Source organism: Alkalitalea saponilacus, assembly GCF_900168165.1.
GTDB classification, from domain to species: Bacteria; Bacteroidota; Bacteroidia; order Bacteroidales; family Marinilabiliaceae; genus Natronoflexus; species Natronoflexus saponilacus.
On sequence record NZ_FUYV01000019.1, the window covers coordinates 20,288 to 42,722 of the forward strand.

The following is a 22,435-nucleotide window of genomic DNA, read 5'->3' on the forward strand; positions in this document are numbered from 1 at the left end:
TCCCAACCTAAATAAACAATGTAATTTTATCCTGATGAAGAGATATATAAAACCTGCTATCATAACCGTACTATCGATTCTGGTTGTTCTGTTTATAATTATCAGCGTTGCTTTATGGCTGGTTTTCACTCCTGAAAGACTTACCCCCATCGTCAGAAATCAGGCTGAAAAACATATGCCTTACCAAACTGAAATTGGGGAGGTGGAACTCACATTTTTCAGCACATTCCCTCAATTTGGTTTAAGAGTTAATGACCTTACCATTCTCAGTCCATACAGCGGAGCTACAAATGATACGCTTCTTCACGCAGGACAGTTTACAGGAATAATTGACTTTAAAGCATGGTGGAAAAATGATCAGGTGGTCATTGAAAAAATCGTCTTGAAAAATGGACTTGTCAACCTATTCACAGACTCTACCGGAAATTCTAACTTCTCTCTGTTTCTTGATGAAAATGAGAAAATAAAAGATGAAACCGATGAAAAAGAAAAAAGCGATTCAGAATTTTCATTTGACCTAATCAACATAAAAAGAGCTGATTTTGACAACCTGAACATTTATTATACCGACCTTACTTCAAATATCGTGACCGAAGTCACCCAACTTTCCACCTCCATTACCGGAAAAATGGAAGAAGACAACATTATTGGCTCCATCGACCTTAAAAATGCCAATATCATTTTCCAAATGGAGGAAATGTATACAGAAGTGGGCAATTTGGCAGCCACGGGCGACTTTGGCATTCAGGGAGATGAAATCACCGGAAGTTTTGATATCAAGCGTGGAAATGCCATCTACCTCTACGATACCATGGAAGCCATAGTGAAGAACTTTTCCGGTTCAATTTCAGGAACCATGCTACCCGACCACATTGTAGGGAATATAAACATTTCGCAATCGCTGATAACATTTGGGTACGATGGAGAAACTTACCTGGACAATGCATCTGTTATAATTGATGCTCCTTCGTCAACATTTATTCCTTCACGGGTATTTCTCAATCTGGATAATGCGAAAGCATCAGTTAATCAACTGGCTGCACATGTTTCAGGAACTATGGAAGTGGACACTTCCGGCATCATACATACAGATATGGGATATCAGCTGGAAAATTGGCGAATCAGGGAAATTATAGCCATGATTCCACCAGCATTTCATGAATACCTTGAAGGAATTGAAACTGATGGATTAGTCAGTTCAACTGGAAAAATAACGGGCATTTATAGTGATTCGGTGATGCCACTGATGGATATTAAATTACAATTGAAAAACGGAAGCTTTAATTATGCTGAATACCCGTTACCATTGCGAAATATGAACGGTGACGTTCATATTTTCACCGATCTGGCCGATGATGCAAGATCTTTTGTGAGAATTAACAGATTCAATGCCTCCACGACAAACTCATCTTTTACCACATCAGGCGTTATTAACCGTTTATTTTCTGATATTCATACCAATTTAAGTACTAGTGCTAATTTATGGATGGAGGAGTTTAACCATCTGATTCCGGAAGAACTCAACACCAGTATGAAAGGCCGTTTGAACGGACGTATCCGTTCAAACTTTACCATGTCACAAATGGAGAATATGGAACTTGAAAAAATGAAACTTTCAGGTTCTGCCACATTCACCGAATTTGAAATGGTATACGATACCATTTCGCTAAAAGCAACCGGTTCTAAACTTGATTTTGCACTTCCGAATCCCGATTTCTCGGACAAAAATCCGGGTTTTGCTCAAATTAAGTTCTCAACATCCGATTTTTTTGCAAGCGTTAATGAAAACATGCAAACCACCGTTAAAAACGGAGAACTGCTTCTTGAAACCTCTGATTTCAGAGATTCAACCAGAGTTCCTCAGGTGATTTGCACTTTCAATTTGGAAGAGTTGTACGCCGAAATGGATACCATTCGTTTATCCATTCGTCAACCAAACGGTAGGTTTACGCTTGCTCCAATGGCCGAAAATCCGGAGCAACCCGACATCGAATTATATTATAAAGGTGATTATCTGGAACTGTTTGCAGGTGAAAACAACATTGAAATTGGAAAAGTTGATTTAAGAACCGGATTACAACATGTTGCACCCAGTGAGGAAGATTTTTTTATGCAATGGTTGATTAATGGCTTCTTGGATATGAGTGATGCCAATTTCGCTTTGCATGCACTCTCCTACCCTGTTCAAATACCTGTGGTTAAAATGGATTTCGATCCGGAGAACTTCAATTTTAAGGAAGGGCGAATGATTATTGGAAACTCTGATTTTTATTTGGCCGGAGAGATGAGAAACATTCTATCATGGGTTCGTGGGGACTCCATCCTTACAGGCCGGTTCAATTTTGATTCAGAAATAACCGATGTCACCCAACTCATGAGCCTGACCAGTGGATTGGGAATTGAAGAATCTGTTGAAAATTTGGATGAAAAAACCAGTGCAGACATCGCCAATAATGGAGAATTTACAGGTCCTTACATGGTTCCACAGGGGGTCGATTTTATTTTACAAAGCAACATCAGAAAAGTAACATTTGGTGTTGATACGGCCAGAAATGTTTTAGGAGAAGTAATCATAAACGATGGAATACTTGTACTTCAGGATCTCACCTTCAGCACTTCAGCTGCAGATATGCAAATGACATCAATTTACAGAACACCACGGAAAAACCATCTCTATCTGGGGCTTGATTTCCACATGTTGGATATTCAAATCAACGATCTGTTAAATTTGATTCCGGATATTGATACCATCATGCCAATGCTTCGTTCCTTTGATGGTACCGGGGAGTTCCATATAGCAGTTGAAACCTATATGGACTCCACCTATACTTTAAAAATGTCCACTTTGAGGGGTGCATCATCAGTTGTTGGTAACGATTTGGTGCTAATGGATGGAGAGACATTTGGCCAAATTGCCAGGAGGTTTTGGTTCAGCAGAAGAGCCGAAAACAAAGTGGACTCTTTGTCTGCTGAGTTTACCATTTTTGAAGACCAAGTGGATATTTACCCGTTTTTAATAGTTATTGACAGATACGGTGCAATTATATCAGGAAACCATAATCTGGATATGACATTTGATTATCATATATCACTGGTGAGGTCTCCGCTTCCATTCAGATTGGGCTTAAATGTTCGTGGAACTCCTGACAAGATGAGGTACGGATTACGATGGCCACGCTACGGAAGATACTACAGACCATCATCCCAACGGCTTGTGGCCAACAAACAGCTTGAATTAAGAGACATCATCCGTCAGTCCTTGTTGCAAAACATTAGACGTAGAGAAGAAAATCAGAATCAGGAATAAGCTAAATGACATTGAATGTAAAGAGGGGTGTGCAAAAGCACCCCTCTATTTTTTGAAAAACATCATAAATTGGGACTACACACCCTATAAAAAAGCAGATCTTTCAATAAAATCACTCAATATCAACCTTACACACAAAAAAAACATAAAATTAAAATCACTAAAACACAAAAACTATCACAAAAACACCACGAAAAACTTCAATTTGTAATTGTCCTGATTTTTCACGATATTTGTACTTCGATAATTAAAAATGTATCCGGAAAACAAAGAGAACCATCAATTTCTGATTCCGGAAATCATGAAAACCATAAAATAACCAGGTATTATGAGCAAAATCAGAGTAGCAGTAGTGAGTTACGGGAACATTGGCAAATTTTCGGTTGAAGCCATTCAGGCTGCACCCGATATGGAACTGGCAGGCGTTGTTCGTCGTGCAGGCTCCACAGGCAATAATCCTCCGGAACTGGCCAACGTTAAAGTTGTTTCAGATATTTCAGATCTAGGAAAAGTGGATGTGGCCGTGTTGTGTTCACCAACCCGCAGCATTCCCCAGGTTGCCAAAGCCATTATGGAAAAAGGCATTTGCACAGTTGACAGTTTTGACATCCACGGTGAGGAGATGTGGAAGCTACGTTCACTATTGGACGAGACCGGGAAAAAACACAACTCAAAAGCCATTATATCAGCAGGATGGGATCCTGGCAGCGACTCAGTTGTGCGTACACTTTTACTGGCCATGGCTCCCAAAGGCTTGACCTACACCAATTTTGGCCCCGGAATGAGCATGGGGCATTCGGTTGTTGCTAAAGGAAAAGATGGCGTAAAAGACGCACTTTCGATGACCATTCCTACCGGAACCGGTATTCACCGCCGCATGGTGTATGTTGAACTGGAAGAGGGAGCAAATGCAGAAAAAGTAGCAAAAGATATTAAAGCCGACAGCTATTTTTGTAACGACGAAACCCATGTGATTCCCGTTCCAAGTGTAGATGACCTAAAAGATATGGGACACGGCGTATTGCTTGAGCACAAAGGTGTTTCGGGTAAATCCCAAAACCAGTTGTTCGAGTTTCATATGAGAATCAATAATCCGGCGCTTACCAGTCAAATATTGATTTCATGCGCCAGAGCTGTGTTGAAACAACAACCAGGAGCCTACACCATGCCTGAAATTGCACCAATTGATTATTTATACGGAGATAAAGAAGCTTTGTTGAAGAAGCTTGTGTAAACGGAAGAAAGTTTGTTGCAAATAGACCTTAAAATGCGGCTTCGAAAGAAGCCGCATTTTTTATGCTCATAATGTTGCAAACCTGAATCAAAAAGAAGAAAAACAGTGAAACCTGAATTCTCTTTCCGGAAGTAAAACCTTAGGTTAATATCTTAACTTATATTTAAATTAACTACCTTTTTGTTTCCGCGTCAGAATCGCAATATAAAGGTTGAAACTTTTGCTGTGTCATGTACGTACTTAATATTGATAATGAACTTTTTTCAGACAACTAAAACTATTTATCATAGCTACTTTTGAATAGGTAGAGTTTTTTTGTGTTTTTGTTATGAAATGTTAATTTAATTTCGTATTATTAAACTTGAATACCAGAAATATAATAGCATATGGTTCCAATCAGGGTAAATTTGCTCATATCATTAAAATATAAAAAGTAATATTTATAGAAACTGAAAACGACCTATGCTGCGCGTTATTCTAACATACATAATCTTCATATTTTCATCACTTTGTTCCATCGCGCAGAACCAGAACAAACAGTTTATCCAGTTTACCACAGCAACAGGACTCTCTCACAGTCATGTGAGAGCCATTTACCAGGACAGGTTTGGATACATGTGGTTTGGCACAGGTGACGGACTTAACAGATTTGATGGACACAACTTTAGGGTATTTACGGCAGGATTAACACAATATGAAGGTCTCATTCATCCATCAATCAATGATATTTCAAAAAAGAACGAAGATGAGATGTGGATTTGTACATCTCTGGGAGTTTCCATCTATAACCATAATACTGATGCTATTTATCCTTTTCACTATTTCCAAAATCAAAATATTGAACGCTCCTTTACCGACTCAAAAAGCAATGTTTGGTTTGGTTCACAAAACGGCCTTTTCAAATACATCCCAGAAAAAGATACAATAATAACATTTACACATTCTGAATCACCCAACAGCTTATCCCATAGTCAGGTGAGATCAATTTTTGAAGATTCGTCGGGGAATCTGTGGATTGGAACAAATAATGGGCTAAATCTTTATTTACCAGAAGAAAAATCATTTAAATGGTACGATACTGATTTTAAAGGAGAAGTCCGTTCAATTGTTGAAGATAAGAATAATAGACTATGGATTGGAGTTAGCAGAGATGGAGTATATGAGTTTAAGAATTACTTAGCACTTCCGGAGAATGGAACTTTCTCAAAGCTAATAAATAGCAATGTTAATAAATTAATAATTAGAGATAACCAGTTATGGGTTGGAAACAGTTCAGGTGGTAATGTTACAGTTGTTGATCTTAACTCCGTTACGAACAACAGAGAATCAATTAAATACAGCACTTATGCTCATTATCCTCAAAACATGTGGGGTTTGAGTGATAACAATATTTCAAGCCTGTATAAAGACAAGAATGGGGACATTTGGATTGGAACCTATAGCGGAGGTGTAAATTTATATAGTGCACGAATAAAGCAATTCAGGAATTACATCGTAAATCCGGTACCGGGTATGTCAATCAGCAGCCATTTGATAACGTCATTTCTGGACGATGATGATTATTTATGGATTGGTACAGGCGTCGGCCTTGATAGATTAAAAAAGGAAACAGGCGAAATCAGAACATTTTACTCCTCCTCCTATTCTTCCGGAACATTAAAAGGTGAAGGAGTTTTAGCTCTTTACAGAGACAGTAGGGATAATTTTTGGGTAGGAACATGGAATGGTGGATTAAATCTGTTTAACCCCGATACAGAAACTTTTAAAACATACACACCATCAGAAAACCCCGGATCAATTTCAAGCCCACATGTATTTGCCATTAAGGAAGATCAAAACAATAATTTGTGGGTAGCAACCAATCATGGAGGATTAAACCGGTTTGATTATGAAAATGAAAACTTTGAGGTATTTAGAAATAATCCTGATGATCCTTATTCATTACCTCACAATTCTGTAAATCATTTTTTTGAAGCATCAGATGGGACACTTATGCTAACCTGCTATTCAGCTTTTTCAATTTTAAATAAAGATTCGGGCACTTTCACTAATTTCATACACGATCCATCAGATCCTAAAAGTTTAAGAAGAGGTCAGGCATTATTTGTTTTCGAAGATAGCAATAACAACATCTGGGTTGCCGGAAATCTGGGACTAAACTTGTTTAATAAAGAAGATGGTACATTTATCCACTACACTACCTATCATGGTTTGCCAAACAACACCATTCAGGGAATACTGGAAGACGATCATAAAAACCTATGGATAAGCACCAATAAAGGGATTGCTAAATTTATTAAAGGAGCTGATACACCTCAAAAACCCAACTTCAGATTATACGATCAGTATGACGGACTCGCGGCCGATGATTTCAGACCAAGAGCGGCAAAAAGGGGGACAGATGGATATATGAATTTTGGAACTTCAAGAGGTTTTGTAAGATTTCACCCTGACCACATTCACGACAATCCAATTCCACCCGAAATAATAATAACAGATTTTCATGTTTTTGGAACTGATGAAAATGAGAATATTGAAGAGCAACTAGGAAAGATTAATGTTAACACTATTGATGAAATCCTTCTCAAGTATAGACAAAACAACATAACTATCTTTTATTCGGCCATTAATTATCTGAATCCACAAAAGAACAGTTATAAGTATCAACTAGAAGGGTATGAAAGCCAATGGCACGAAGTTGAAAACAGACGCTTTGCAACTTATACAAACCTTAACCCCGGAACATATACATTTAAAGTTGCCGGAACAAACAATGACGGGGTTTGGAGTCTGGAACCAAAAGAATTGAAAATCGTTATAATACCGCCATGGTGGCAAACGCAATTATTTAGAATTGCGACAATACTATTTATTCTGCTGTGCGTATATCTTGGAATCCAGTACAGGTTTAGGGCTATTCGACGCAGAAACATTGAATTGGAAGAGAGTGTGGCAAAACGAACCGTAGAACTCTCCGAAACAAATGCCTTATTGGAAGAATCAAAAGAAGAGATTACATGCCAGAATTATGAACTGGAGCGTCATCGAAACCAATTGGAAGAGTTAGTTACCGAAAGAACTAAGGAGCTAATTAAGGCCAAAGAACAAGCTGAAATTTCGGACAGATTAAAAACAGCCTTTTTGGCAAATCTGAGCCATGAATTGCGTACACCCATGAATGCCATCGTTGGTTTTTCTAATCTTTTGGTTCAGCCTGACCTGGACAATGAAGAGAAGAATTCTTACATCCAGATGATAAACACCAATACAGACACCTTATTAACCTTGATAAATGACATCCTTGATATTTCTATGATTGAAACCAATCAGTTAAGCCTGACCAAACAATGGTTTGCCGTAAGGCAAATAATGGAAGAATTGATTGCCTATTTCAACATGAAGAATGAAAAGGATATTGAATTAAAAGTGATCCCGGATAATTCAGAATTTGATTTGGAACTGTTTAATGATCCTATCCGGATAAAACAAGTACTTTCCAATCTGCTTACAAATGCGATTAAATTTACCAATGAAGGTTATGTTCATTTTGGCTGGAAAACAGAAAACAACAGCGTTACTTTTTTTGTAAGAGATACCGGAATTGGCATAGAAAAGGAAGAAATACCAAAGATATTTAAATCATTTTACAAAATTGAAAAAGACACCTCGGTACTCTATCGTGGAACAGGACTTGGACTTGCACTTAGTAAAAAAATTCTGAATCAGATGGGAAGCACTATTGAGGTTGAATCTGAACCGGGAAAAGGATCAATGTTTTATTTCTCTTTACCGTTGATGCCTGATAAAGACTCTTAACTACAATGAGGTAATTTCCGTTGGTGGTTTTGGATGAACGACTCATTTTTTTAGCATATTATAAGGAATTATGATAAATCCTCAAAATATCTGATTTCGAAAAAAATCCTCTGATGTTGCTGAATAAATCTATCTGACAATCTTGCAAATTCATTATCTTTGTCATTGTCAGAAGAGTATTCAACCATATCAAGAAAGATTTATGAACACCATATTAATAATCGGGGTTGTTCAGGGTATATTCCTTGCTCTATTAATCCTTACAAAAAAGAAAAAAAACATCTCAGATTATTTGTTGTCATTAAATTTCCTGATATTCGCTACAACCACTTTTCTCAGTTTCATGGAGCTTTACAACCGACAGAATGGTTACCCATATCCGGCTTTTTTAAACAGTTCTCCTACCATGATTTTTCTTCATGGCCCGGCCATCTGGTTTTATGTAAAATCACTGACAACGAAAAACTTCAAGTTTAGTAAAATAGATATTCTTCATTTAATTCCCTTTTTCATTGTTTCAATACTATTATTCTCCGGTCATTTTTTATATCCCGTTGAAACAAGAATTGAAATCGACATAAACCAGTCATTTAAAGAAAGATTAATCTATCCTGTTGTAATAGCAGGGATTGCAGTGTCATCACTCAGTTATATATTTATAGCAATATGGAGAGTCAAAAAGTATAAAGATGAAATAAAAAGTTACTTTTCGGAGATTTCCGGAATTGGTCTGGACTGGTTGAAGTTTCTGCTATATTCAGCAGTTGTACTTTATGCATTTAATAGCCTTACCTACACTTTAGATTACATATGGCAATTAATGCCATACAGTTTTATGCAATCATTGGCACACGCTATGGCTTCGTTATTTGTACTTACGTTAGCCTTTTTTGGTCTCAGGCAGGAGAATGTGTTCATTAGTATGCCTGTTAAGATGAATTTAGATAAAAGGCAACAATCACCATCTTTGAATATGAGCACGAATAGCAAAGATTCTACCTTTATAAACGATTTGCTGCATTATATGCAGCAAAACAAACCACACCTGGATCAATGCATCACCATTGCCGGATTAAGCGGGCAGCTAAATACCTCTCCGGAGTATTTGTCATCCATCTTAAATGTGCAATTAAATAAGAGCTTCTTCGATTTTATCAATCACTACCGAATTAAAGAGTTCAAGCAAAAGTGTAAAGATCCTCAAAACAAAGATTATACTCTTATCAGCATTGCCCTTGATTGTGGATTCAGTTCTAAAGCTACATTTAATCGCGTGTTTAAAAACATGACGGGTTATACTCCTAGTCAGTATTTACAGCAGGTATCAAAAAACTGAGACCTCATTTTATAATGTTTCAGGCAAGTTGAGACCTCATTTCGAAAAAATGAGTCTCTCAATTACATGTCTATATATTTCTTTGCATGATAATGAAAAACCATTTTATCATGCTAAAAAAATACTTGAAACTGACATTATTAACTGCACCCCTTTTTCTTGGATGTGCCACTCATCGTGAAACCGCTGCAACAGACCACCAACAATTGATATTCCGACTACAGGCAGGTATCAACAAAGGCGGAATTGTAGAAAATACTGAATTGGATTTAGTCCCCGGTAGTCCTGTCGATGGTTTCTCAGGTGCGACAAACAGAGGCTTCAACATAGGAGCCAGAATATTAAAACCCATTGGTTATAATGCAGTGGAAACCGGGCTCGATTTTATGGTGAACAGTCAGGAATTCAGCTATAGAGATGGGAATAACCAATTCTTCGGTAACAGGGAGGTTTCATTAGTCCAGTTCATGGTTCCAGTACTTTGGAATTTTGGAATCGTTAGAAAACACCATGAACAAGGGCTATTCCAAATAAAAATTGGGCCGGTTGTGCAATATAATCTTCTCCACTTCACACATCAGGGGCAACTGCCTGAGTATTCATACAACTCTGTTTCAGCAGGCATATCTCTTGGTGCTTCTTCAACACCATTTAGATTTCAAAACGGAAGTAGTCTGGGGTGGTTTATTGAAGGGTACCGTGGGAGTCAGATATATGAAGATTATTATAATCAAAAATCATTTGATATGCCTGGTTCCAGTTATGCGAAGTTTGGTGTGATATTCCAGTTTAACCCATTCTAAATTTCACAGTAATGAGAACTGCTATAATTTATGAATCAAAGCACGGAACTGCAGAAAAGGTCGCCCAAACCATTTCTGATGGTATTAATAATTCGTTGACGGATTTAATAAATCTGGGCGGAGCCCGAAAAACAGATTTGACTCAATATAGCATTATTGTTTTGGGAACATCCATACATGCAGGCAAAATTGGTAAAGCCATGAGCAGGTTCGTCAAAGACAATATCATTACCCTGCTGGAAAAGCCTGTTGCCTTGTTTATTTGCTATATGAATGATGCTGATAAAGATTTACAATTCTCCAACGCATTTCCGGAGTTATTGAGAAATCATGCATTTGCCTCCTGCTATGCAGGAGGTGAATTTAAACTTGAAAAAATGAATTTCATTGAGAGAATCATTATAAAAAGAATTACGGGAATAAAAAGCTCTGTTTCGAACATAAATTATGAACAAATTGACCAACTCATATCCCGGATTTCAGCGAACATTCTGATTAATTAAAACTCATAATCCAAACACTACCAAAGAGATGAATACAATCAACCTTTTTTGTGCATTAAGAGTTATGATGCGGATACTTCGCTTATGGTTCTGCTATATATCTTTTAAGATCACAATAGACTCAAAAAAACTCTGTTTTTTTTCTTAAAAAAGTAGATATATTACCTGGTTTTAGAATATTTTTCTATATTTGCACACCGAAAACGAGACGGTCCGGTAGCTCAGTTGGATAGAGCAACAGCCTTCTAAGCTGTGGGTCACAGGTTCGAATCCTGTCCGGATCACCATTCACAATCCCACATATATTCAAAACGCTGTAAATCGATTGATTTACAGCGTTTTTTGTTTTCTGGGGGTGTTCATTAAAACCCATATTATAACAAAATGCTGGTGAACAAATTGGTGAACAATCCAAATTTCTGGGGAACAATAATAATTAAGGATATCTCATTTCATTCCATAAAAAAAGACTCTCATTTTCATGAAAGTCTTTTTGCGGAGAGAGAGGGATTCGAACCCCCGGACCCGTGAAGGTCAACGGTTTTCAAGACCGCCGCATTCGACCACTCTGCCATCTCTCCTTCATTGCGGTTGCAAAAATAGGGGTTTAATTTTATTTGCAAAACAAATTGGGAAAAAATTTTCACTATTTGGAGATTTTTCCCTTGGACGAACATCAATTAATTTATGGTTGTTTGGTTTATGGTTTATAGTTTTCTGGATAAACTATAAACCATGAACCAAAAACCCTCACCTTTTCAACCCTTAATAAGTTCTTGTGCAATGGTGGTGCCTTGTTTTATTCTGTCTGCCATTCCTATTCCATCGCGGATGTTTCCGGCAAGGATTAAACCCGGGAAACGGGATTCTATTTTCGCTATGGTGCTAAGCCTTTCGCCAGTAGTGACTTCATATTGAGGGATTGCGTGGTTGTGGCGGAAAATTTTAAACAGATCCGGTTCATCGCCACTGGGAACAAGCATCATGCACCGGAGTTCTTCCATTACCATCGCTTTTATGATGGAATCGTCGAGATGTAGAATTTCCGGGTTTCTTACTCCTCCCAAAAATACCGATAAAAGGGCTCCATCCTCAGGCGCACGTCCTTTCAGAAAGGCGGAAGGGAAAAGAATTCCCAAAATTTTCCTGTTTTCTTTGTGAGGGATAAGACCACCAAACGCTTTAAGAGGCAATCCTCTCCACTTTTTAAAACCAATGGCCACTTGAATGACTTTGGCGTAATTAAGGTTGTTAATGGATTCTTTCTCTTTTTGGTTGAGGAATGGCAGAAGGCTATCAACTTCGTTTGCGCCTGTGGTTGTTATCACCACGTTATTGTTAATTTGATGGGTTTGACCTTCACGGGCGTATGATATCGAGTATTCGTCTCCTTTAGGGTAAATGGTAATTCTGCGGCAGTTGAAAACGAAGTTTTCAATACCTACCTGTTCGGTGAGTGTGCTTACAAGATTATCTAATCCTCCTGTAACCGAAAACATTTGCCGGGTAACTTTTTGCTGCTCCGGAGATTTTCGCTCTTTATATTTTTTTATGCTCCCTTTTATAAAACTGCCATACTCCTGTTCAAGGTTATAAAGCTTAGGAAAAGCATATCGGGTGACCAATTGAGCTGGGTCTCCGGCATAAACACCTAAGATGAATGGGTCGATGGCATAATTTAAAAAGGAGTTTCCCATTCGTCGCCTAACCAGTTCGTCAAGCGTTTCGTCCGGATTTCTACCTTTTGTTCTGAATGGTTCCAGAAGAATTCTAAATTTGTCGCGCCATTTGAACAGAGGTGTCCTAATTCCCTCTTTTAAACAATGAGGGAGAGCATACCATCGACATCCTTTCCAGATTAACCTGCGTTTTGCTTCCTCATTGGCTGGCTCAAATTTAAAATCCGGTCCAAGGCGGACAAAAAGGTCTGCGACCTCAGTATTTGTGATAATTCCGGTGTTTGGACCGCTTTCGAAAATGAACCCGTTTTCACGGTGAGTTTGTATGGAACCTCCTGTTCTGGCCGACCTCTCAAGTATGGTGACTTCCCATCCGGCTTTTTTTAGATAGAAGGCTGTTGTTAATCCTGTGAGTCCTGCTCCTATGATGACAGCTGACCGGGTACTCATATTGCTGATGTTCTGTTTCAATGTAAAAATAAGTCAATAATGAAGTTAAATGCTTTTGGAAAATTGTCCGGGGCCTGCTTTTAGCTTCGGGTCGAAGGCCGAAGCTATGTTGCGGGTAAAAAACCGGCCTGCGTCTGTAATTTCCAATGCATCATCTTTATTAATCAACAAATCATCGACAATAAAAGTTTTAATTTTTTCTTCAGAAAATGCGGTAGCCTTTTTTAGGTCATCAACATGGCAATTGAGCCTCAATGCAAGTTCATCCCATTTGAGGTAGTTATTGCACATCAACTCGAGAATGACCTCCCGGGTTAGTTTCTCTTCTTCGGTAATGACATATCCTTTTTCTGTCGCAGGAATACCATTGTTGATGGCTTCAACGTATGCTTTTATGTTTTTGGTGTTTTGTGCGTAGGCATTGCTTAACTGACTGATGCCTGACATCCCGAAAGCATAAACTTGTCCTGTTGTCGATTTGGTGCAATATCCCTGAAAATTTCGGTGAAGTTGATGGTTTTTTAAAGCCGCGCTCAGTTCATCGTCGGGTTTTGCATAATGGTCGAAACCAATTGGAATGTATCCGTTTTGAGTAATTGTTTCGTAACTTGAAAGGTACATGGCAGTTTTTTCTTCGGGTGAAGGAAGTCCGGTTTTTTCCAGTGTTTTTTGATGCGGTTTTACCCAAGGTACATGTGCATAAGAGAAGGTCACCAGTCTGTCTGGTTGCAGATTAACAGCCTGTTGCATGGTTTCGGCAAAACCTTCTACAGTTTGCAGCGGCAAACCGTATATAAAATCAAGGTTCAGAGGAATTTTACTCTCTTTTATAAATTGAACTATCTCTTCAATGGGAATGGCCGGGGGCATTCGGTGTACTGTTTTTAATACCTCGCTGTTAAAGTCTTGTATTCCCAGGCTTATCCTGTTAAACCCCATTTTGAAAAGATTATCCAGGTAGTTTATGTCGATGTGAGCAGGATGGCATTCCATGGCAATTTCGGTTTCTTTCGAAACCGAAAATTTTTCATGAATCAAATCCATTATTGATGCTACTTCATCAGTTGAAAGCACATTGGGCGTACCGCCTCCCCAGTGAATTTGCGTTACCGGTCTTTGTTTGTCCAACCATTGGCTCACCATTGTAATCTCCTTTTTAAGAGCTTTCAGATATTCGGTCATTAACTCCTGTTTGTTGGTAATTAGCGTGTTGCATCCGCAGTAGAGACAAAGTCTGGTGCAAAAAGGAATGTGGATATACAGGGATATGGCACGCGGTTCTTCATGGTTTGACGCTTCTGCCATTCGAATATAGTCGTTTGAAGTAAAGGTATCATGAAAAACCGTAGCCGGTGGATAACTTGTATAACGGGGGATGGGTTGATTGTATTTTTCTATGAGGGACGGACTAATCATATTTTATCTTGCTTTTTTCAGATTGATGGAATAACCGACAAATTTAAGGTTTTTAATTTGTTTGTTCATGTAACGGTTAGGGAAAGAGAAAGTTTTAAGAAAGTGAAGCATATTTTTTTGAAAGAAACATTACTGTTCAAAATTGAATTTCGTATCTTTAGACAAATTGGATATTTATGATACTTGAACGGACAAATAATGAGATTTTAGTAAGGTTGCCTGCGCATGTCGATTTAACTGAACTTCAAAATATGCTGGATTACCTTGAATACAAAGAGGTTACTTCAAAATCAAAGGCAAAAAAGGAAGATGTTGATGAACTTTCCGAATCTGTAAATAAAAGCATGTGGGAAAAGTTTATGGCTCAACGTAAAATTAAATGAAGATTATTTAGTTTTTAATCTTCGTTTCATTACAAAACTATTCCTGCCATACAGAGTTGCGGTTAACTTCGCAATCCAAACTCAAAACTCTCAACTCCAAACCCTCAACAAAATCTCACTCCGCTCTGTAAACCGGCACCACTTCCATATTTTTTTCCTGAAAGCGTTCTTTAACTTCGCTGTAGTTTCTGGTAAAGCCGAGAACAAATCCGCCGCCTCCTGAGCCGCAAAGTTTCAGAATGTATTTCTGGGTGCTGATGCCATATATCCATTCCATTTCAACGGTAGGGGGAATCATATCTTTAAAATGGGTGGCTTGAAATTGAGAGAGTTCACTCAGCGATTCGGTGAACTGGTCGAGTTCGCCATATATCAAATGCTTGATGCATTTATTGTTCAGGGGAGTATAGTGGTTTTCCATTAAATCCTTGAACTCAGGATTTTCTAACTGCGACATAAACCGTTCAACCAGAGGTGCTGTTTTCCCGGGTTTGCCACTGTTAACCAAAAAGATAGCATCTTCGCTTGTTAAATTATAACGCGGAATGCCAATGGGTTTTATGCTTGTGTCGTTATTCAAAAGCAACGGGTGCTTCATGTAACAGATTAATGGGTCAATGCCGGAACTGGTTCCATGAAACCATGTTTCCAGGGTTGCAAGCTCCTTTTTCAGTTTTAGCAGCTGATTGTGAGTGGTTGCTCTTCGTGGGTTCTGATTATCGGTTTTATACTTGTGGTACAATGCAGCCACCAACGCTCCACTGCTGCCAAGTCCGTATCCTTCGGGAATGGTACTTTCAAAATAAAGTCCGTTTGTAATGTCCTTTTTCAGGCGCTTATTATCAAAGTTTTCAGGCAACAACCCTTCACGCTCAAGTTTGTCGATGTATTCAGAATATTCGGAGAGCAACAGATTACTGCGTTTAGCAAAATCCAGATCTGTATATCTGTTTTTATTAATGAAACCCAATGAACCATTAAAATGGGCATAAGGAATGGTTAAACCCATAGAGCCTAAAATAATACTGTATTCTCCAAACAACATTATTTTAGAGTGGAAGGTATCGTTGTATCCGTTTGTTTGTGTTGACATGTCAAATCGCGTTATTAATGGATTGGATGTTTATTGGGCCATCTCCCACGGAATCATATATCATCTGTTGGTTTTGGCAAAGTGGTTTAAGGTTTTGTTCAATCCAGGGTTCAACCTTTGAAGCTTCCGACTCGGGATAAAGAACGTGCAGGTTTGGACCTGCATCCATACTGAACCCTATTTTTAAGTCTTCATCTTTTCGTGCACGTCGAATTAATTGTATGGCTTGTAATGAATTGGGTTCCATTAAGGTGTAAGATGGTGTTGAATTTAGCATCAGTCCGTGTAGTGTAAGAGCTTCATTTTCGGCTATTTCAATAAAGCCATTCCAGTCGCCGGTTTTGAGTATTTCAAGCAGTTTGCCGGTGTGGTTAAAAGCCTGCTCAACTCTGGCTTCTCTGAAAGGGTGGTCATTCATCAGTTGATGTCCCTGAGAACTGCTTACACTTTTTGAACCACTGTTGATGATGAGTATGACGTTTTTTAAGTCCTGAAAAACGGGTGAAACCTCGTTTTTCAAAATGGGAACCGCATAGGTATCGGAACTCTCTTTAACTTCATCAAACTTACCCCACAAATTCCATCCTCCAAAAACAGAGCGGCATGCGCTTCCCGAACCAAACCTGCTCAAACCCGAAGCCATGGTTAAATCAACCGATTCAGGAGATTTTCCTATGGATAGGTTATGCAACGACAAAAGACAAAGCGCGAGGGCACTCATGCTACTGGCCGACGAGGCTATTCCCGAAGAATGTGGAAAAGTATTGCTGCTTTCTATGGTTAAATGGTGGTTTCTGATAAATGGCAAATGGTGTTGAGCCTGTTTAAGAAATGTTTCAATTTTTGGGTGGAATGCCGGATTAAAGGCACCGTTCAAGGAAAAAGTAAATCCACCTTTTTCTGAAGGGGTTGCCGTAACACGCGTGATGGTAACGGAGTTTTTCAAAGAAAAACTCACGTTCGGATTAATGGGTTCCTGCACGTTTCGTTTTCCCCAATATTTTACAATGGCCAGATTTGACGGACTTCTCCATTCGGTGGAAGCATTTATTTGAGAGACTTTGGTCATTTAGTTACAGATAAACAGTTTAATCTTTTTTGTATGAAGATTAAACAACGATTTGGAACTTTTTGTTTAGTGTAGTTTTTTAAGTTTTTTATATCATGATGTCTTTTAATCTGAATGATGTCTGATACCCTTTCCGGGAAAACCATTTAGCCGAGGAGCTAAATGGTTCATCGCTTATAAACAAAGTAAAATCGCCTCCCCATGCGCCAAGGGATTTCATAGTACCGTTGAATTCGGGAAACAAACTCCTTTTTACCGGAGTAAGGCCTGTAACTTTACCGATGATTTCTTCATGGGTGTTAAGCAGTTCACAGAACTGCTTAATATCAGTCACTGTTACAATCTCTTCCGATATTTTTGAAATGTCATCAACATACTTTAATACCGGCACTTGCTTTTCTTTAAATCTCTCAATTTCAACCGATGAGGTTTGTTTATTATTGAGCCATACAACACCGATTTGTTCCATGAAAGGAGGTGAAAATTGTACCGGGGAAATTGTTGGTTGATGATTGGCATCAATTCTAAAAAATAGAGGCTGATGGGAGGTGGCACAGGCCAAATCGTAACCCGAACCACCAAAGGTTTGCTGAAGAAATTGGTATGCATCAGTTTCCAGCCATTGCGATAACAGAGAGATGAGTGTGGAGCTGCTTCCCCATCCCCAATCGGGTTGAAATTCAAGTTGTGTGGTGATGCGTTGATTGATTAGTTTTTTATTGGCATCGGGATTAAGCCTGATGATTGTTTCTAAAATCGATTTGAGTTTTTCTGCATGCGCAGAACTGGTTGTTTTTATGATGTTCAGGTTTCTGTCGAATTCCGATTGAAACCAAAGACCTTCAGGAGTCATGGCTTTCCAGATGAATCCGTTGGATTCATCCTCTTCAATTTTCATGCTTTGTCCCTTTTTTAAAGGTACGGCTAAGGCCTTGGCTCCATTCAACACCAAATATTCACCGGTAATAAGTAATTTTCCGTTTGCGTGAAAATACATGTTAAGTTCTGTTTAGCAGTTTCTTTACAGCGTTAACGCTCACCGTATTATTGGCAAAATATTCGTTTGCGAGTTTTTTCTCTTCTTCTGTGGCATTAAGGGAGTTAAGAATGTTTGAAAGATGCAGTTTCATGTGTCCTTTTTGAATTCCGGTGGTCACCAAAGAAGCCACCGCGGAAAAATTATTGGCCAGTCCTGCCGCAGCAGCAATGGCCATTAACTCTTGGGAATTGGGTTGCTGCATAATTTTCATAGCTTCTTTAGCCATGGGATGGAGGTTGGTTAATCCTCCCACAGTGCCAATGGCTAGGGGAATAGTCAGTTTGAATTGAAAAATCCCGTCACTTGTAATGTTGCAATGCGACAGAGAACGGTATTGCCCATCCAAAGATGCAAAAGCATGACCGGCAGCCTCCACTGCACGAAAGTCGTTTCCTGTTGCAAGAATAACAGCATCAACACCATTGTAGATTCCTTTGTTGTGAGTAACGGCTCTGTGCGGATTACAGCGTGCAATATCCACTGCCAGGTTGAATTTCTCTGCAAATTCTGTAGCCGACAGGTTTCCTGCAAAAGGTTGTAGTTGTTCTGTTTTGCACTCCACCGAACAGGTAACCAAACATTCAGGGGTGTGGTTTGAAAGAATGGCCATGATGATTTCCGGATTTTTCATCTCGTTGGATATGAAAAAATTGCAAAGAGGTTCTTTCATGGCTTCCAGACACGAATTGATGAAATTGGCACCCATGCTGTCGGCTGTTTTAAACTGAACCAAAAGCTGATATACTTCGGGAATTTCCTGTTGTGGAAGGAACTCCATTTTTACTATTCCTCCACTGCGTTTTTCCATGGATTGAGAAATATGCGCTACCGAATCTCTGAGTATTTTTTCTGCCGATTCCTGTTTAGATTTCAGCAGTTGGTAATCGCCCTGCCATCTGAACCAGATGTGTCCGGTTTTTATGGTATTGTGAATGGTTGTTGTAAAACCTCCGTTATCTGCCCAAAATGCTGCAGACCGCGATGCTGCTGCCACCACAGAACTCTCTTCAATCACCATGGGAACCATGTACATGCGATTGTTGATGAGGAAATTGGGTGCCACACCAAAAGGCATATAAAAATTGGTGATGGTGTTTTCAGAGAAGTCGTCGAATAGCTCCTGTTCTTCTGGGTGGCGGTACGATGCCAGTGTTTTCTTAAAATCTGGATTCAGATGGAGTGATCTGGATATTTGGTCTATCTTCTCACTTCTCGATAGTTTTGAAAATCCTTTTATTCGTTCCATGCCACAAATCAATAGAATATGAGATTTTTAATAATTAAGATGTTAAACGTAATCATGTTCAAATGAATATTGACTGATTATCTAACAGCTACTTCAACATAAGGTATTGCTCTGCAATCAGAATGCTTTGTTTTATTTGTTGGACATACTGCTTTAGAGAAGAATAGTCCTCGGTTGCATGTTTTAAAAATGCTGAGCCCATGCCAAAAACCGCGGGAAGTTTACATTTTTTTGCCAAAAAATGCCCCTGTAAAACATCTGTGATTCCTCCCGAAACAATAACCTGCCTGCAATTTATTTCATGGTTGCTTTCCACAATTTCATTGACAATTTGGGTCATCTCCTCCGCTGTATGTCCCACGTTTTTAAAGGATTCAAAAACCGATACGTCATGGTTCTGATGTCGCAAAAGTTCAAGTTTGGTAAAGTTGGTACCGCCAAGAGCGCCAAACTCAATGGCTTCTAGGGGGAGTTTCAACAATGCCCTGAGACTTTCCGGCCCCATTCCCTGACCCACTTCTTTAACAATCAATGGCACCGAACTGTTTTCCAAAAAAGTCTGTATGGTTTCTACAGGAGGGACGGAAAATCGGTCTCCTTCGGGTTGAAAAGCTTCCTGCAGCGGGTTCACGTGTATGATGATTCCATCAGCTTTGAGCTTATGTATGAGTTCATCAACCTTATCCAGCGATTTTGAGCTAATGAGTTTCTCAACTTGTGCAACGCCCAGATTGGCATATAAAGGCGCATCGTCTCCAATGATGTCTCTGATGTCAAAATCAGATAGAAATTTATCATCATCCAGTAATGCTCGACAGGACCCAAGTCCCATACCCATACCAAACTCGGCACACGCTTTTGCCAGATTTCGGTTGATAATCCCAGCCATTGCGGTTCCTCCGGTCATGCTTGATACCCATACAGGCAATTGCATGGTTTTTCCTGCAAAACCGAACGGCAGCATATTGTCTGACGGATGTGCCGCCAGCAAAGGTTCGTAATCATATGGTTTGTTGGTACCGTCTGGTTCAACACGCGACTGAAATGCCAGATTTATATGGTCTTTTTTACGTTCTTCCATTCGTTTTGATGTTTTTAGGCGGTTAGATTTTATGGTTTTTAGTTTGTAATTGGGTTGATAGTTGATAGTTGATAGTTTTGAGTTGATAGTTTAGGGTTTGAAAATCCAAACATGAAACAAAAGCCATTTGGGACTCCGCTTCGCCCCAAAACCATAAACCATAAACCATAAACTTTAAACCTTGAATTATAAACATCAACCTAACTTTTCTCATCCAACTGATGCAAAAGGCTGGCATATTTTCCACTTTTTGCAAGTAATTCTGTATGGTTCCCCCTTTCAATGATCTCACCGTTTTCCATCACCAGAATTAAATCAGAGTGACGAATGGTGCTTAACCGATGTGCAACAGCAATAACGGTTCTGGATGAAAAAATGTTGCCTATGGCTTTCTGAATGTACTGTTCAGTTAATGAATCAACCGCGCTGGTGGCTTCGTCAAGTATAATTAATTCGCTTTCGGAGCAGACAGCTCTTGCAAAAGATATAAGCTGACCCTGTCCCTTCGATAGGTTATCGCCATTATCCTGGATAATGAATTCATATTTCCCGGGTAGTTTTTCGACAAATGGGGCAGCATAAACAAACCGTGCAGCATTCTCAATTTTTTCCCGGGTCACACCTTCTCGTCCAAGGCCAATATTAAAGGCAACCGTATCATTAAACATGAAAATATCCTGTTGCATCACCGAGATGGTCTCCCTTACCCTACTCAATGGGATATCCCGCAACTCCTGACCATTTATGGTAATGGAACCCCGATAACCACTGTATGCTTTACTCAATAAGCGAATAATGGTTGATTTTCCGGAACCGGTGGTTCCTACAAGTGCAATGCGCTCTCCTTTTTGCAACTTGAATGAAACGTTTTTCAGTACGTCAGGGGCATCGTCACCGTAACTAAAGAATACATTACGAAATTCAATCTCTTCAAATTCCAGAGGCTTAGGCTTATCCTCCCCGGATAAAGTGCGCGGTTCTTCCTCCTCCTGCTCAAAAAGCACATTGATGTGCTCCAGTGCCGACAACGACCTTTGAATGGTGGTAATTTGCTGAGTGAACTGCCGCACCGGAATAAAAAGCCTTCCTAGCGTAGTAACAAAAACAATCAGAATACCAATGGTGAAATCAAAATTCCAGATAAGTACGGCACCATACCAAATAACCAATGCTGTTGCAATGGAAGTAATTCCTTCCACTGTAGAGTAAAGTGCAGCATCGTAAACGTTTGACCGGTTTTGTGATTTGCAATATTGCTGGTTCAACTGGTTATATTTCTCAAAAGTTTCATTTTCCGCCGCATAAAGCTGAATGGTTTTAATCCCGTTTAACGACTCCTGCAAATATGCTGCAGATTTAGCCAAACTGGTGCGTGACTCATTAAAAGCTCTGCGAATTTTCCTTCGTAAATAGCGGATGACCAATATAATTAAAGGAACCACTATCAATAAAATCAACGTCAACTGCCAGTTGAGAACAAAAAGATATGTCAACAAAGCCAATGTTTTGATGGTATCGGCAAGAAGTCCCAAAATTCCTGCTGCAAAAGATTCGGAAATAGACTCCATATCGCTGGTAAGGCGTGACAAAGTCACGCCAATGGGATTCTTATCGAAATATTTCATTGGAAAACGCAGCGCACGTCCAAATAATTCTCGCCTCATATCAACAATGGCCATATTTCCGGCCTTTGAAAATGCATAACTGTATATTCCATCAAACAAATAGTTCACCACCAATACGGCTCCAAGTAATATGGTGTATAGTTGCAAACCCTCCGCATCGCCGGGTAAAATGTAGTCATCCACAATTTTTTCAACCAACCATAAAAACATAATGCCTGCCGCCGTTGTAACAGGTATTGAGGCAACACTCAGTACCACCCACTTTTTATAGGGCTTAAAATAACCGGCAAATTTTCTGATTAATCCCCAGTCACTGGTTTTTAGTATGCGTTTAATCATTCCTGCCATTGCACCT

The 22,435-nt window shown here is 39.2% G+C and carries 15 protein-coding genes and 2 tRNA genes; 8 read left to right on the forward strand and 9 right to left on the reverse strand.

Going from position 1 to position 22,435, the window contains the following annotated elements:
- The first annotated feature begins 34 nt into the window (after nucleotides 1-34).
- The 7 genes from B5X70_RS14300 (at nucleotide 35) to B5X70_RS14330 (ending at nucleotide 11,286) form a co-directional block, all read left to right on the forward strand.
- Nucleotides 35-3,307 carry an AsmA family protein gene (locus tag B5X70_RS14300; protein WP_079558592.1) on the forward strand — a complete coding sequence of 1,091 codons (3,273 nt, stop codon included), beginning with the start codon at nucleotides 35-37 and terminating at the stop codon, nucleotides 3,305-3,307.
- A gap of 328 nt (nucleotides 3,308-3,635) precedes the next feature.
- Nucleotides 3,636-4,541 (forward strand): diaminopimelate dehydrogenase, encoded by a 906-nt coding sequence (locus B5X70_RS14305; RefSeq protein ID WP_079558593.1) that lies wholly within the window; start codon nucleotides 3,636-3,638, stop codon nucleotides 4,539-4,541.
- A gap of 462 nt (nucleotides 4,542-5,003) precedes the next feature.
- Nucleotides 5,004-8,357 (forward strand): ligand-binding sensor domain-containing protein, encoded by a 3,354-nt coding sequence (locus tag B5X70_RS14310; RefSeq protein ID WP_079558594.1) that lies wholly within the window; start codon nucleotides 5,004-5,006, stop codon nucleotides 8,355-8,357.
- Nucleotides 8,358-8,559: 202 nt separating this feature from the next.
- Nucleotides 8,560-9,693 (forward strand): helix-turn-helix domain-containing protein, encoded by a 1,134-nt coding sequence (locus tag B5X70_RS14315; RefSeq protein ID WP_079558595.1) that lies wholly within the window; start codon nucleotides 8,560-8,562, stop codon nucleotides 9,691-9,693.
- 110 nt (nucleotides 9,694-9,803) lie between these two features.
- Entirely contained in the window at nucleotides 9,804-10,496 is a 693-nt protein-coding gene (locus B5X70_RS14320) for a hypothetical protein (protein WP_079558596.1), read from the forward strand.
- Between the two features lie 11 nt (nucleotides 10,497-10,507).
- The gene (locus B5X70_RS14325) at nucleotides 10,508-10,999 is read left to right on the forward strand and encodes a flavodoxin domain-containing protein (protein ID WP_079558597.1); all 492 of its coding nucleotides are present in this window, start codon (nucleotides 10,508-10,510) and stop codon (nucleotides 10,997-10,999) included.
- A gap of 210 nt (nucleotides 11,000-11,209) precedes the next feature.
- Nucleotides 11,210-11,286 (forward strand) — tRNA-Arg (locus tag B5X70_RS14330).
- 209 nt (nucleotides 11,287-11,495) lie between these two features.
- Here B5X70_RS14330 and B5X70_RS14335 read toward each other — a convergent pair.
- The 3 genes from B5X70_RS14335 to hemN form a co-directional block, all read right to left on the reverse strand.
- Nucleotides 11,496-11,580 (reverse strand) — tRNA-Ser (locus B5X70_RS14335).
- A 177-nt stretch (nucleotides 11,581-11,757) separates the two neighbouring features.
- Nucleotides 11,758-13,128: a protoporphyrinogen oxidase gene (gene hemG, locus B5X70_RS14340; RefSeq protein WP_079558598.1), complete on the reverse strand. Its 1,371-nt coding sequence runs from the start codon at nucleotides 13,126-13,128 to the stop codon at nucleotides 11,758-11,760.
- Between the two features lie 45 nt (nucleotides 13,129-13,173).
- A complete protein-coding gene (hemN, locus tag B5X70_RS14345) occupies nucleotides 13,174-14,544 on the reverse strand; it encodes an oxygen-independent coproporphyrinogen III oxidase (RefSeq protein WP_079558599.1) in 1,371 nt (456 codons plus the stop codon).
- A gap of 176 nt (nucleotides 14,545-14,720) precedes the next feature.
- Between hemN and B5X70_RS14350 the strand changes: the two genes are divergently transcribed.
- Nucleotides 14,721-14,927, forward strand: coding sequence for a hypothetical protein (locus tag B5X70_RS14350; RefSeq protein WP_079558600.1), 207 nt, complete (start codon nucleotides 14,721-14,723; stop codon nucleotides 14,925-14,927).
- Nucleotides 14,928-15,042: 115 nt separating this feature from the next.
- On the opposite strand, the gene B5X70_RS14355 is transcribed toward B5X70_RS14350, so the two are convergent.
- The 6 genes from B5X70_RS14355 to B5X70_RS14385 all read right to left on the reverse strand — a co-directional run bounded on the left by B5X70_RS14355 (nucleotide 15,043) and on the right by B5X70_RS14385 (nucleotide 22,428).
- Complete coding sequence (locus B5X70_RS14355; RefSeq protein ID WP_079558601.1) at nucleotides 15,043-16,020, reverse strand: mevalonate kinase family protein; 978 nt, start codon at nucleotides 16,018-16,020, stop codon at nucleotides 15,043-15,045.
- A 1-nt stretch (nucleotide 16,021) separates the two neighbouring features.
- Nucleotides 16,022-17,089 (reverse strand): diphosphomevalonate decarboxylase, encoded by a 1,068-nt coding sequence (mvaD, locus tag B5X70_RS14360; protein ID WP_079558602.1) that lies wholly within the window; start codon nucleotides 17,087-17,089, stop codon nucleotides 16,022-16,024.
- Nucleotides 17,090-17,177: 88 nt separating this feature from the next.
- On the reverse strand, nucleotides 17,178-18,086 hold the full coding sequence (locus B5X70_RS14365; protein WP_079558603.1) for a GYDIA family GHMP kinase: 909 nt from the start codon (nucleotides 18,084-18,086) through the stop codon (nucleotides 17,178-17,180).
- A 1-nt stretch (nucleotide 18,087) separates the two neighbouring features.
- A complete protein-coding gene (locus B5X70_RS14370) occupies nucleotides 18,088-19,374 on the reverse strand; it encodes a hydroxymethylglutaryl-CoA reductase (RefSeq protein ID WP_079558604.1) in 1,287 nt (428 codons plus the stop codon).
- An 88-nt stretch (nucleotides 19,375-19,462) separates the two neighbouring features.
- Entirely contained in the window at nucleotides 19,463-20,455 is a 993-nt protein-coding gene (locus B5X70_RS14375) for a beta/alpha barrel domain-containing protein (RefSeq protein ID WP_079558605.1), read from the reverse strand.
- A 200-nt stretch (nucleotides 20,456-20,655) separates the two neighbouring features.
- A complete protein-coding gene (locus B5X70_RS14385) occupies nucleotides 20,656-22,428 on the reverse strand; it encodes an ABC transporter ATP-binding protein (RefSeq protein WP_232468355.1) in 1,773 nt (590 codons plus the stop codon).
- Nucleotides 22,429-22,435 lie beyond the last annotated feature (7 nt).